Here is a 13,032-nt window from a genome sequence, read left to right on the forward strand (position 1 = left end):
GCGCGGATGGGGCGGCACGCGCCTCCCACCGACGCAAGCTCTCTGCTAAATCTTGAAAATCAATCGTGTATGAAATCTAACCGCAACTTTACCAACGCCCTGCTGGGCGGCCTGCTGCTGGGCACGGTGGCCCTTGCGGGCTGCCAAAAGGACGACGCCGACGTGTGCGGCGGCGCCCCCAGCCTCTCGGGCGTGACCTCGACCACCGACCGCACGGCCGCCAACACGTCGGGCAACCTGGCCGATTGGGTCATCGTCAAAGGCGACAACCTGTGCAACGTGAGCAAGCTCTCGTTCAACGACGTGGACGTGTCGTTGGCCGATGCCTACGTCACCGCCACCGAAATCACGGTGCAAGTGCCCCGCGTGGTGCCCAAAAACGTGACCAACACTGTGACCGTGACCACGGCGGGCGGCACGGCCCAAACCAGCTACACGCTCAGCATTCCGGCCATGGCGGTGACGAGCATGGCCAACGAATACGCCGCGCCCGGCCAGCGCGGAGCCATTGTGGGCAGCAATTTTGACCTCTATGAAGTGACCCCAGCCAAGGGCAAATTGCTCTGGAACGGCACGGCCCTGGCCATTACCAAAACCACCGCCGACTCGGTGTATTTTGTGGTGCCAGCCAACGCCACGCCCGGCGCAACCCTAAAGCTGGTGGACAGCAACGGCAAGGAAACCGCCGTGCCCGGCCGCTACAAGGACGACCGGAACATTGTCTTCGGCTACGACACGGGCGGCAGCGTGTGGGGCGGCAATACCTACATCACCACCGGCCCTACGCCGGCCCCGATCAACGGCGCTTTCCTCCGGGTGAACCAAGCCATTGGGGCCTGGGCCTGGACGGAATTCACGGTGAACAACACCATTGCGCTGCCCGCCGGCGTGGTAACCAACCCCAACAACTACGTGCTACGCTTCGAGGTAAATACCCTTAAGCCTTTCAACGCCAACGTTATCAAGTTCGCCATTGACGGGGATGCCGGCAGCGGCACCAACACCTACCTCTGGGCGCCCGCCACGCCCTTCAACACGCGCGGCCAGTGGAGCACAATGACCGTTCCGCTGAGCGCTTTCATCAAAAAGGCCGAAGACCTGAACAGGCCACTGCACGAGCTTAAGTTCCTCTTTCACGGCGACGGCGCGCTGGACGCTGACATCTCGTTCGACAACTTCCGCATCGTGCCCAAGGGCTAACCTGCGGGGGCCCCGGAGCTACTGGACAGCAGCGGGCGGACGGCAATCAGCCGTCCGCCCGCTGCTTTTTTGCGCCCGGCCGCTGCCACCCGGTTCTAGGCCAGCCGCCACTAGGGCCCCTGGGCCCGGCCACTAAATTGGCGCGACCAAATAGCTAATTCATACTGCTTAATATTCTTTATATCAGCATTATACAACAGCGTATATGTTAATACAAAAGTCTGACACGGCCTTTTTTTGGTTTGCGGCGCCCAGTTAGCCAAGGCACTTTTACGGCTGTGGTCCGCCCCGGGGCCCCTCCTTCCGCTGCCCAGCCAAGCCTTATGATGAAAACCCTACTCATCTGGTGCTTACCGGCCCTGGCCTGGGCCCAAGCGCCCGCCGCCAACCCGCCGGGTCCCTGGAGCGGCGGCCTGGGCGTCGGCAACGGCTTGGAGGCCCACGCCACCCGCCAAACCGGCGGCCACCTGCTGCTGCTGGGCCGCGCCCGCTACGCGTGGTGGGGCCCCAAGTCGGGGCCCGGCAGCAAGTTGTTCGACCAGCTAAATACCCGCTCGCGCCAGACAGAGCTAGCCGTGCTGGCCGGCCGCAGCCTACCCGTAGGCCGCTGCCGGGCCTACGCCGCCGCGGGCCTGGCCTACCTGCTGGGCCGCCAGCTGGGCGACTACCGCTACACGACGCGCAGCAGCGGCTTGCTGTGGGGCGATGCCACTTACTACTACGCCTACCGCCGCTACCAGGCCCTGGGCTTGCCGCTGGAAATCGGCTTCCAGGGGCCCCTGGGCCGCAACCAGCAGCGCCTGGGCCTGGCCCTCCAGGCCAACTTCAACCCCGAGCGTTCAGCGTATTGCGTGCTGCTGACGCTGAACCTCAGCAGTTGGGGGAACCGCATCAAGTAGCCCCATTCTCTCCCATCAGTTATTCCGCTTTTATCGATGCGTCCTTTTACTCGCCACCGCGCCTGGGCGGCCGTTTTCATCCCCTGGCTGCTGTTGGCGGCCGGCTGCACCATCACCGCTTCCGACGTGGAGCCCGCGCTGCCCGACGGGCAAATTGAGGGCAGCAGCACCTTGGCCTCTTATGCCAACGGCCGGCCCGTGGTGGCCAACAATTCTTCCAGCCTTATTTCCATCCTCGTAGCGGCGTTCGGCGACAGCCGCGCCGTGGCGGGCCGGCTGCGCGGCACCCAGCTGGACATGCGGGCCGTGGACGACCAAAGCGCGGTCTACGCCGGCGGCAAGTACCACGCGCTGCACTTGTTAATCAACGCGTTCCAGGGCCCCAGCACGTACCCGATGGACGGCCAACTGACCTACTACCAGGAAATTACGCCCCACGCAAGCGGGCAGTACGTGCCGCAGGGCCCCACGTTCTACCCCGTACCCGCGGCCCCCGCCGAAGTAATCATCACGAGCTGGGACGCGGCCACGCGCCACGTACGGGGCACGTTCGTGCTTACGGTGGCCACGGCGCCGGGGGCCCCCGCGGTGGTCCTCACCGCTGGCCGCTTCGACCTCGTGCTGGATTAGCCAACGCCCGGAAATTAGCAAAACCTGGGCCCCGGAATTGGAGTTAGCTACCTGCACGGCTCAGCTCCATTCCCGCCGGTTCCTTCATGAATTTCAACGAGAAACACATCCTCATCGTCGGCGCTTCGTCCGGCATCGGCTTGGCCACGGCCAAATTGCTCAGCGGCCTGGGGGCCCACTTGCACACGGCTTCGCGCCACCAGTCGCCCGAGCTGGCCGCGTTGAACACCAGCCACTTCGATTACGACGCCACCCAGCCCGTGGGCACGGCTTTCGACCACCTGCCCGATACCCTGCACGGCGTAGTGTACTGCCCCGGCAGCATCAAGCTGCGCCCGTTCGAGCGTATTCCGGCCGAAGACTTCCAGGCCGATTTCGACCTGAACGTGCTCGGGGCCGTGCGCGTGCTGCAAGCCACCATGAAGCGCCTGAAAAAGGCCGAAGGCGGTGCGTCGGTGGTGCTCTTTAGCACCGTGGCGGCCGATACGGGCATGAGCTTCCACGCCAGCATCGCCACCGCCAAGGCCGCCGTGGAGGGCCTCACCCGGGCCCTGGCTGCCGAATACGCCGCCAGCAATGTGCGCGTGAACTGCATCGCCCCCTCGCTCACCAACACGCCGCTGGCCGCCCCCCTGCTCAGCACGCCCGAAAAGGCCGAGGCCGGCGCCAAGCGCCACCCCTTGCAGCGCATCGGCCAGCCCGAAGACTTGGCGTACACCGCCTCCTTCCTGCTCTCCGATCACAGCAGCTTCGTCACCGGCCAAGTGCTGGCCGTGGACGGCGGCATGGGCAAATTGAAGTAATTATTTAGTTGTCAGTTTTTAGTTGTTCGTTATCGCTTTTATAAAGGCATTGACAAGTAAAAACAACGGACAACAAACAACTAGAAACCGACAAATAACCGCATGAAAATCTGCCTGTTCTGGCACCGGCGCGACTTGCGCATCCACGACAACGTGGGCCTGGCGGGGGCCCTGGCCAGCGGCCTGCCGGTGGTGCCACTCTTCATCTACGACCGCGACATTCTCGACCAGCTGCCCGACAAGGCCGATGCCCGCCTGACCTTCATCTTCGACCACGTAGAGAACCTGGCCGCCGAAACCGAGAAGGCCGGCGGTACCTTCTTGGCCCGCTACGGCCAGCCGCTGGCAGTGCTCGAGCAGTTGGTGAAAGACTTTGAGGTGGCCGCCGTGCACACCAACGAGGACTACGAGCCCTACGCCCGCGAACGCGACGAGGCGGTGGCCAAGATGCTGAAAAAGCACGGAGCCGAATTTCACACCTACAAGGACCAAGTGATTTTTGCCAAGGAGGAAATCATGACCAAATCGGGCACCGTGCCCAAAGTGTTCGGGGCTTACCTAAAGACGTACCTGGCCCAGCTGACGGACGAATTGCTGGAGCCCGCTAAGTCGAAGCCCGCCTTCAAAAAGGCGCACTTGCACCACCTCACCGCGGCCAAAGCAGGGCCCCGGCCCACGCTCAAAAGCATGGGCTTTGCGCGCAGCGACGAGCAAACCACGCCCGCTAAGCTGCCCTCCGAAAAAGTGGTGCGCGACTACCACAAGACCCGCAACACGCCCGCCAACGAGCACGGCACCACCCGCGAATCGGTGCACCTGCGCTTCGGCACACTCAGCGTGCGCGAGGTAATGGCCCAGGCCAAAGAGCTGAATCCCAAGTTACTGTCGGAAATCATCTGGCGCGACTTCTTCATGATGCTGCTCTGGCACTTCCCCCACACGGCCACCGAGAGCTACGACCCCAAGCTGCGCCACGTGCCCTACCGCAACAACGAAGACGAGTTCAAGGCTTGGTGCGAGGGCCGCACCGGCTACCCGCTCGTGGATGCCGGGATGCGCGAGCTCAACGCCACCGGCTACCTGCCCAACCGCGTGCGCATGACCACCGCTGGCTTCCTCACCAAGCACCTGCTCATCGACTGGCGCTGGGGCGAGAAGTACTTCGCCGACAAGCTCTTCGACTACGAAATGGCCAACAACGTGGGCAACTGGCAGTGGATGGCCGGCACCGGGGCCATTGCGTCGCCCTGGTTCCGGGTGTACAGCCCCGACAGCCAAATCGAGCAAGTAGACCCCCTGCGCGAATACGTGCGCCGCTGGATTCCGGAGCTCGAAACCAAGGAGTACCCCGCCCCCATCGTGGAGCACAAATTTGGCCGCGACCGCGCCGTGGAAGCCCTCCGCAAAGCCCGCCAGGAAGCCGGGTAGCCCCGGCGTTAATTACCAGAAAACCCGAACCGTTTGGGGCCCCAACGGGTTGTTATACCATGGAAAAAGACCGCATCAAACAAGCCTACCTGGACTTCGTGCTCAACGAAGGCCATCCGCCCGCGTCGGTGTTCAAACTCACCCAGCAGCTGGGCGGGTCAGAGGCGGAATTCTACCAGCACTACCCCAACTTTGAGGCCATCGACCGCGAAATATGGGCCGATTTCGGCAAGCAGGCGCGCACTGCCGCCGCCAGCGAGCCGGTGTGGGAAGGCTACGGCAGCCGCGAAAAACTGCTGGCTTTCTACTACACGTTGCTCGAAATCCTCAAGCAAAACCGCTCCTACGCCCTCATGAGCCTGCGCCGCTCGCTGCACCGCATGCCGGGCCTGTCGCCCCGCGTGCTCGACGATTTCCGCCAGGACTTCGAGCGCTTTGTGGCTGATTTGCTGACTGATGGCCGCGTGAGTGGCGAAATTGCCAACCGCCCACTGGTGCAGGACGGCTACCCGCGCTTCTTCTGGCAGCAGGTACTGTTCGTGCTCGGTTTCTTCGCCAAAGACGACTCGGTGAACTTCGAGCGCACCGACGCCGCCGTGGAAAAAGCCGTCACCCTGAGCTTTGACCTCGTGGGCCGCAACACCCTAGATTCCGCCGTTGATTTCGTTCGATTTTTGGTGCGGCGGTAATTAATTTAATTAGAAATAATTAATTATTTACAATTAGGACGGTCGTGCAGAACGCAGTGAAGAATCCCCACCGCGCAAGTAATTAATAGAATTACTGCTGCGGTAAAGATGCTTTACTGCGTTCTGCGCGACCGTCCTAATTTATTCATTGCCTAGAGAAGCTAGTTTCGATTATTAATTAATAAAATCAATGTCCGATCAGCCGCTCACTTCCCTGCCCACCACCAAAGTGGCCCGGGCCGCCCGCTTCGCCCGCACTGGCTTGAACGTGGGGGCCAATTATGTGAAGCACTACGCCAAGAAAGCCGTCGGCGCCGAATCGTCAATGGAGGACTTGCACACCGCCAACGCGGCCGAGCTGTACGGGGCCCTGAGCGAGATGAAGGGCTCCGTGCTGAAGGTGGCGCAGATGCTGGCGATGGAGAAGAACATGCTGCCCACGGCTTACTCCGACCAGTTTGCCCAGGCCCAGTACCAAACGCCGCCGCTCTCGGGGCCCTTGGTCATCAAGGCGTTTCGAGACGCGTTTGGCAAGTCGCCATTTCAGGTATTCGACGAGTTTGAGCCCGCAGCACGGCAGGCGGCCAGCATCGGCCAAGTGCATTTTGCCCGCAAGGACGGCCGCGACCTGGCCGTAAAAGTGCAGTACCCTGGCGTGGCCGCCAGTATCAAGTCCGACATCAACCTCGTGAAGCCCATTGCCTTGCGCGTAATGGGCCTGAGCGAAACCCAGGTGCGCCCGTACCTCGAAGAAGTGGAGGCGCGGCTTATTGAGGAAACCGACTACGCTTTGGAACTGCGCCGCGGCCAGGACATTGCGGCCCGCTGCGCCCACCTGGCGCACCTGCAGTTCCCGCGCTATTACCCCGAATTGTCCAGCCCGCGCATCCTTAGCATGGACTGGTTGCCCGGCCAGCATCTCAAGGAGTTCCTGGCCCAGGGCCCCAGCCAGGCCGTGCGCAACCAGCTCGGCCAGGCCCTGTGGGACTTCTACCAGTTCCAGCTCAACGACTTGCGCCAAGTGCATGCCGACCCGCACCCCGGCAACTTCCTGCTGCGCGCCGAAGCCGGTGGCACGCTCGGCGTGCTCGACTTTGGCTGCGTGAAGGAGGTGCCCGCCGACGTATACCACCAGTTTACCACCCTGCTGGCCCCCGAAACCTTCGCCGACGAGGCCCGCCTCCGCGCCCTGCTCACCGAAGCCAACGTGCTGCGCGCCAGCGACTCCGCCCCCATGCAGGCCCTGTATCTGCGCACGCTGCGCAGTTCGTTGGAGCTGGTGGGCCGCCCTTTCCGCCAACCGGTGTTCGACTTCGGCGACCCGGCTTACATGGCCGCGCTATATGCCCTAGGCGACGACCTGATGGCCGACCCGGAGCTGCGCCAGCAGCGCGAGCCCCGCGGCTCCGCCCACTTCATCTACCTCAACCGCACCTATGTGGGCCTGTTTGCCCTGCTCACGGAGCTAAAGGCGGAAGTGCGCACGGCGTAATTTTTCAGCTTACGCACAAAATAAACAGGGCCCCTACTGCGCGTGGGGGCCCTGTTTATTTTGTGCGTAATGACTTAATTATCAGGCGGCAGTGCGGTGCGACACGGGTACCAGCAAGCCTGCTAATTCACCGGCGCATTCGGCCAATTCTTCCCACGTGGGCAGCACGAAATACTGGTCCTGAAAACGGGTGCCGAGCACCGGCGTACGCCGCACGGTTTCCACGTCGAAGGCGGGACGGGGGGTGGCCTCGTTTACACAGTGGTGGATTTCGCCAGCTGATGAGAGCAGCCCGGCCCCGTACAGGTGCGGCTTGCCATCGTGCAGTACCAGCCCAAACTCGGCCGTGAAGAAGTACAGGGCCCACAGCTCGCGGCGGGCCACCGCGTCGTCGGGGCACAGGGCCTGGGCGGCGAGCCCCAGCGTGTGCAGGAAATCGGCAAAGTGCGCATCGAGCAGCATCGGCACGTGCCCAAACAGGTCGTGGAACAGGTCGGGCTCAGGACTGAAGTCGAAATCGCGCATCGGCCGGATGCGGGTCATCACCGGGAACTGCCGCTCGGCCAAGTACTTGAAGAAAACTTCGGGGCCCAGCGACTGCCCCACCGGCACCAGCTGCCAGCCGCTGCGCCGGAACACTTCGGCGCTGAGCGCGGGTAGGTCGGGAATGGCCTCGCGGCGCAACCCGAGCTGGGCCACGGCGGCGCTGAAGGCCGGCACGGCGCGCCGGTGCAGCAGGGCCGTCTGGCGATCAAACAATACCTTCCAAACCAGCTGGTCCTGGGGAGAATAGCGGGGGGCACGGGATTGCGTTAACATAGCTGAACACTTGGTGGGTGGGGCGAAAAAAAGCCCGACTTCCTGGCGGAATCGGGCTTTTGGAGGTTCTTAAGGAAGAAGTAGTTTCATACTTCGTAGTTCCATAGTACCGCGCGTAGCCCGCCGTTGCCCCGCTTGGGGCAATTAATCATTAGGCGGACGTATTTCGCGGCTTGGAGCTTCATTACTGGGACGAAGATAGGAACAATCTTAGAATATCCGATTCCTTTAATCAAACTTTAACTAAAAAGGTTTGAGGCCCCGGGGGCCCTATTCCAGCTCGCCACGCAGGGCGTACACCCGGCGCAAGTTGCGGATGAGACGGCCTGATTCGGCGAAATCCAGCGTCTGCTGGCCATCGGAAGCGGCGGTTTCGGGCGTTTCGTGGGCTTCGTAGAGGATGCCGTCGGCGCCGGCCAGCACGGCGGCCAGGGCCATGGCGGGCACGTAGTCGCGCAGGCCAATGCCGTGGCTGGGGTCGACCACCACGGGCAAATGGGTTTTCTCTTTCAGGATGGGCACCGCGTTCAAGTCCAACGTGTTGCGACTAGCCGTCTCGAACGTGCGGATGCCCCGCTCGCAGAGAATCAGCTTCTCGTTGCCACCCGAAAACACGTACTCGGCCGACGATAGCAGTTCCTCGATTGAGCCCGAAATGCCGCGCTTTATGAGCACCGGCTTGTCCACGCCGCCCAGCGCGTCGAGCAGGTTGTAGTTCTGGGTATTGCGGGCCCCCACCTGAAACACGTCCACGTAGTCGTGCATCTCCTCAACCTGCGACACCTGCATTACTTCGGTCACGATTTTGATGCCCCGGGCCCGGGCCAATTGATGGAATAATCGAAGACCATCCATTCCTAAACCGCGAAAGGCGTAGGGCGACGAACGGGGCTTGAACACGCCGCCGCGCATCAGGCGCACGCCGTTTTCGAGCAGGTGGTCCATCACCTTTTCCATTTGGGCCTCGCTCTCGATGCTGCACGGGCCGGCGCACAGCGCCAAGCTGCCCTCGCCGATGGTTACGCCGTCACCCAAGTCAATCACAGTGGGTTTTACGCGCCACTTACGGCTAACCAGCTGGTAATCATCCGATACCTGATGCACGTCGCGCACGCCCGGCAGCTGGCCGATGGTGCGAATGTCGAATTCTTTCTTCCCAATGGCCACCAAGTAGTGCGCGTGCTGGGTGGTAACGTCGGTGGTTTTGTAGCCCTGTTCAGCCAGGTGCGCCGCCAGGGCGGGCACGGAGGCCTGGGGTTCGAGTTGCAGAATCATACGGGTGGGTTGAGAGCTTAATTCTTGATGCTGGCGACGAAAGCGGCCGCCGCGGCCGGGGCGTCTGGGGCCCCTTCGAGGGCTTTGATGAGGGCCGAGCCAATGATGGCGCCGTCGGCGTGGGCGCAGGCGCGCTGGTACGAGGCCTTGTCGGCGATGCCGAAGCCGATGAGGCGCGGCGTTTTCAGGCCCATGCCTTCTACGCGCTGGAAATAAGCATCTTGCGCAGTGGTGTCGGCCGGGCCGGTGCCGCCGGTGGTGCCGGGGCCCGACACCAGGTACAAAAACGCCTCGCTGATGCCGTCGAGGTGGCGAATGCGGGCCTCGCTGGTTTGGGGGGTGATGAGGAACACCGGCCGCAGGTTGTGGCGGCGAAACGTGTCGGCATATTCCTCCTCGTACTCGGCCACTGGCAAGTCAGGCAGAATCACGCCATCGACGCCCGCCGCGGCGGCTTCGCGGCAGAAATTTTCAATGCCAAATTGCAGCACCGGGTTGAGGTAGCCCATGAGCAGTACCGGCGTGTCGGGCAGGGCGGCGCGCAGGGGCCCCAGCTGGCCAAACAACGTTTTGATGTTCATGCCGTTGGCCAGGGCCAGCGTACTGCTATGCTGGATAACGGGCCCATCGGCCAGCGGGTCGGAAAACGGCATGCCGATTTCCAGCATATCGGCCCCGGCGGCCACCAGGGCCTGCGCCAGCGGCAGCGTGTCGGCCAGGGCCGGGTAGCCGGCAGTGAAGTAAATATTAAGCAGGTTTTTCTTCTGCTCGAAGGCGGTTTGGATGCGGTTCATTCGCGCGAGGTTTCGCAGGGTTAAAATAGGTTCCGCGGGCGGGTTGCGGCGGGTTGGAATGGGTTTCCAGCGCAGGGTTTCGCAGAATTAAAACAGGTTTCGCTCAACGAAACGGCGCGGTCGGCTGAGTCAGCGAAACCTGTCTTAACCCTGCGAAACCTCGCGCTAAAAGCCTTGCGCTACGCCAGCTTATCGAAGTTTTTCATGTACGTCTCCAGGTCTTTGTCGCCGCGGCCGGAGAGGTTGACCACCACCACGTCGTTGGGGCCCGCGCCGAGCTGGCCGAGAGCAAACAGGGCGTGGGCCGTTTCGAGGGCCGGAATGATGCCTTCGAGGCGCGAGCACTCGCGCACGCCGGCCAGGGCCTCGTCGTCGGTGACGGCGATGAAGCGGGCGCGGCCGCTGGCCCCCAGCCAGGCGTGCAGGGGCCCAATGCCGGGGTAGTCGAGGCCGGCGCTCAGCGAGTAGGGCTCCGTGATTTGGCCGTCGGCGTCCTGCATCAGCAGCGTGCGGCTGCCGTGGATGATGCCCGGCGTGCCCAGCACCGACGTGGCCGCCGAGTGCCCCGAGTGGATGCCGTGGCCGGCCGCCTCCACCGCCACCAGCTGCACGCTGGGCTCGTCGAGGAAGTGGTAGAACGCCCCGGCGGCGTTGGAGCCCCCGCCCACGCAAGCCACCACGTAATCAGGCAGTTCGGAGCCGGTTTTCTCAAGCAGCTGCTTGCGCATCTCCTCGCTGATGACGGCCTGGAGGCGCGCCACCAGGTCGGGGTACGGGTGGGGCCCCACCACCGAGCCGATGATGTAGTGCGTGTCGACGGGGTTGGCAATCCAGTCGCGGATGGCCTCGTTGGTGGCGTCTTTCAGGGTGCGGCTGCCGCTGACGGCGGGGCGCACTTCGGCCCCGAGCAGGCGCATGCGAGCCACGTTAGGGGCCTGGCGTTCAATGTCTACCGAGCCCATGTACACCACGCAGGGTAGGCCCATCAGGGCGCACACCGTGGCGGTGGCCACGCCGTGCTGGCCAGCCCCAGTTTCGGCAATGATGCGCGTTTTGCCCAGCCGCTTAGCCAGCAAGATCTGGCCCACGGTGTTGTTGATTTTGTGGGCCCCGGTGTGGCACAAATCTTCACGCTTAAGAAACACGCGGGTATTATACTTCTCGGAGAGGCGGTGGGCCTCAAACAGCGGCGTGGGCCGGCCCACGTAGTCGCGTAGCAGCTGCTCGTACTCGGTACGGAAGCTTTCGGAGGCCAGGATTTCCTCGTACTGCGTGCGCAACTCTTCCACGTTTGGGAACAGCATTTCGGGCACGAAGGCGCCGCCGAATTCGCCGTAGTAGCCGCGGGCCGTGGGGATTTGGTAAGAAGTAATGGCAGATGGGGTCATGGCAGATGGAGCGGCAACGCGCTCGTTTAATTGCAGATACAAAAGGCGCTACGCGGCCGCCGACCGGCCCAGTCCGTCGAAAAATGCCGCGACCCGGGCGGGGTCTTTCACACCGGGGGCAGTTTCGAGGCCGCTGTTGAGGTCGATGCCGGCCAGGCCGGGCAGCTGAAGGTTGCGCACCACGGCCGCGTGCTCGGGGCGCAGGCCGCCAGCCAGCAGGTAGGGCACGGGCCAGGGGTACTTTTCCAGCACGCGCCAGTCAAACACCCGGCCGTTGCCGCCCGGCGCGGGGCCCAGGGCGTCGAAGAGGAAGAAGTCGCAGTGCGGTACGTAGGGCCCCAGGGTGTCAAAATCGAAGCCCTCCCCCACTCCAAATGCCTTAATGACCCGCAGGCCGGCCGCCCGGATTTCGGCGCACTGGGCCGGAGTTTCATGGCCGTGCAGCTGCACGTAATTCAGGCCGAAGCGGTACGCGATGGCCAGCACCTGCGCGGTGGGCGCATCTACGAACACGCCCACGCGCTGCACATGCTCGGGCAGGCCGTGCACCAGGTCGGGCGTGAGTACGTCGCCCACGTAGCGCGGCGAGGCCGGCGCAAAGATGAACCCCAGGAAGTCGGGGCCCTGGTCGGCCACGGCGGCCAGGCTGGCGGCTTCGCGCATGCCGCACACTTTCACCAGCAGGCGCGGGAACGCGGCTTCGGGGCAGGGCGGGGCGGCGGGCGGCGGGGCGGGCGTTTGCATGGGATGGTGGTAGCTAGGGTATTAGGCCAGCGCGGGGGCCCCGGCGGCTACTGCGCCAGCGGCCACCAGCTCCTGCACCAAAGCGGCGCAGGCGCGTTCGGGCCGGCTGTGGCGCATGAATGTTTCGCCGAGCAAAAAGCCCTGGTAGCCCGCGCCGCGCAGCTGCATAATGGACTTAGCTTGGCTGATGCCGCTCTCCGACACTTTCACAAACTCGGCCGGAATACTTTCGGCTAGGCCCAATGACGTGTCGAGGTTCAGGGTGAAGTCGTGCAGGTTGCGGTTGTTCACGCCCACTAGGTCCACAGCGTCGGGGTGCAGGCTGCGGGCCAGCTCTTCACCGTCGTGCACTTCGAGCAACACTTCCAGGCCCAGGCTTTTGGCCAGGCGGCCCAGGGTGAGGATTTCGGTGGGCGTGAGCACGGCGGCGATGAGCAGCACCACGTCGGCCCCCACGCTACGGGCTTCGTGAATTTGGTACTCGTCCACCACAAAATCTTTGCGCAGGATGGGGCAGAAATTGAAGCGCCGGGCCGTGGTCAGGTCCTCATTGCCGCCGCCAAAAAACTCGCCGTCCGTGAGCACCGACAGGCCCGCCGCGCCAGCCTGCATATAGCCCAGCGTGGTGCGCTCCACCGGCGCGTAGCGGTTGATCCAGCCCTGCGAAGGCGACTTGCGTTTGAACTCGGCGATGAGGCCGCTGCTGCCCGGCCGCTGCAAGTAGTGCCGCAGCGAAAGCGGCTGGGCCTGGTTGTAGAGGCTGGTTTCGAGAAACTTCAGCGGGCGCAGCTCGCGGCGCTCGGCCACTTCGCCGCGCTTGTGGGCCACGATGCGCTCGAGGATGGTGGGGGTGGATGCACTCATATAGGTA

Annotated in this window: 13 protein-coding genes; 7 read left to right on the top strand and 6 right to left on the bottom strand. The window is 63.4% G+C overall.

The genetic code is table 11. The features are described 5' to 3' along the window. Window positions 1-69: 69 nt before the first annotated feature. The 7 genes from EAH73_RS20200 to EAH73_RS20230 all read left to right on the top strand — a co-directional run bounded on the left by EAH73_RS20200 (window position 70) and on the right by EAH73_RS20230 (window position 7,141). Window positions 70-1,200: a glycan-binding surface protein gene (locus tag EAH73_RS20200; RefSeq protein WP_140469247.1), complete on the top strand. Its 1,131-nt coding sequence runs from the start codon at window positions 70-72 to the stop codon at window positions 1,198-1,200. Window positions 1,201-1,523: 323 nt separating this feature from the next. Next, window positions 1,524-2,099 carry a hypothetical protein gene (locus EAH73_RS20205; RefSeq protein ID WP_140469248.1) on the top strand — a complete coding sequence of 192 codons (576 nt, stop codon included), beginning with the start codon at window positions 1,524-1,526 and terminating at the stop codon, window positions 2,097-2,099. Window positions 2,100-2,135: 36 nt separating this feature from the next. Then, window positions 2,136-2,729 carry a hypothetical protein gene (locus EAH73_RS20210; protein ID WP_140469249.1) on the top strand — a complete coding sequence of 198 codons (594 nt, stop codon included), beginning with the start codon at window positions 2,136-2,138 and terminating at the stop codon, window positions 2,727-2,729. Window positions 2,730-2,815: 86 nt separating this feature from the next. Then, the gene (locus EAH73_RS20215; RefSeq protein ID WP_140469250.1) at window positions 2,816-3,532 is read left to right on the top strand and encodes an SDR family NAD(P)-dependent oxidoreductase; all 717 of its coding nucleotides are present in this window, start codon (window positions 2,816-2,818) and stop codon (window positions 3,530-3,532) included. 102 nt (window positions 3,533-3,634) lie between these two features. Next, window positions 3,635-4,960, top strand: coding sequence for a cryptochrome/photolyase family protein (locus tag EAH73_RS20220; protein WP_140469251.1), 1,326 nt, complete (start codon window positions 3,635-3,637; stop codon window positions 4,958-4,960). Window positions 4,961-5,019: 59 nt separating this feature from the next. Further along, window positions 5,020-5,649: a TetR/AcrR family transcriptional regulator gene (locus EAH73_RS20225; RefSeq protein ID WP_140469252.1), complete on the top strand. Its 630-nt coding sequence runs from the start codon at window positions 5,020-5,022 to the stop codon at window positions 5,647-5,649. Between the two features lie 190 nt (window positions 5,650-5,839). Continuing rightward, window positions 5,840-7,141, top strand: coding sequence for an ABC1 kinase family protein (locus tag EAH73_RS20230; protein ID WP_140469253.1), 1,302 nt, complete (start codon window positions 5,840-5,842; stop codon window positions 7,139-7,141). Between the two features lie 81 nt (window positions 7,142-7,222). Here EAH73_RS20230 and EAH73_RS20235 read toward each other — a convergent pair whose 3' ends face one another. From EAH73_RS20235 to trpC, 6 genes are all read right to left on the bottom strand, one after another. Then, complete coding sequence (locus tag EAH73_RS20235) at window positions 7,223-7,960, bottom strand: phenylalanine-4-hydroxylase (protein WP_140469254.1); 738 nt, start codon at window positions 7,958-7,960, stop codon at window positions 7,223-7,225. A 270-nt stretch (window positions 7,961-8,230) separates the two neighbouring features. Then, window positions 8,231-9,235: a 3-deoxy-7-phosphoheptulonate synthase gene (gene aroF / locus EAH73_RS20240; protein WP_140469255.1), complete on the bottom strand. Its 1,005-nt coding sequence runs from the start codon at window positions 9,233-9,235 to the stop codon at window positions 8,231-8,233. Window positions 9,236-9,252: 17 nt separating this feature from the next. Then, window positions 9,253-10,029, bottom strand: coding sequence for a tryptophan synthase subunit alpha (gene trpA, locus EAH73_RS20245; RefSeq protein WP_140469256.1), 777 nt, complete (start codon window positions 10,027-10,029; stop codon window positions 9,253-9,255). A gap of 179 nt (window positions 10,030-10,208) precedes the next feature. Beyond that, window positions 10,209-11,417 (bottom strand): tryptophan synthase subunit beta, encoded by a 1,209-nt coding sequence (trpB, locus tag EAH73_RS20250; protein ID WP_140469257.1) that lies wholly within the window; start codon window positions 11,415-11,417, stop codon window positions 10,209-10,211. 48 nt (window positions 11,418-11,465) lie between these two features. Then, window positions 11,466-12,161 carry a phosphoribosylanthranilate isomerase gene (locus tag EAH73_RS20255; RefSeq protein WP_140469258.1) on the bottom strand — a complete coding sequence of 232 codons (696 nt, stop codon included), beginning with the start codon at window positions 12,159-12,161 and terminating at the stop codon, window positions 11,466-11,468. A gap of 21 nt (window positions 12,162-12,182) precedes the next feature. After that, window positions 12,183-13,025: an indole-3-glycerol phosphate synthase TrpC gene (gene trpC / locus EAH73_RS20260; RefSeq protein ID WP_140469259.1), complete on the bottom strand. Its 843-nt coding sequence runs from the start codon at window positions 13,023-13,025 to the stop codon at window positions 12,183-12,185. Window positions 13,026-13,032: the final 7 nt, after the last annotated feature.

Source organism: Hymenobacter nivis (genome assembly GCF_006439025.1).
Lineage (GTDB): Bacteria > Bacteroidota > Bacteroidia > Cytophagales > Hymenobacteraceae > Hymenobacter > Hymenobacter nivis_A.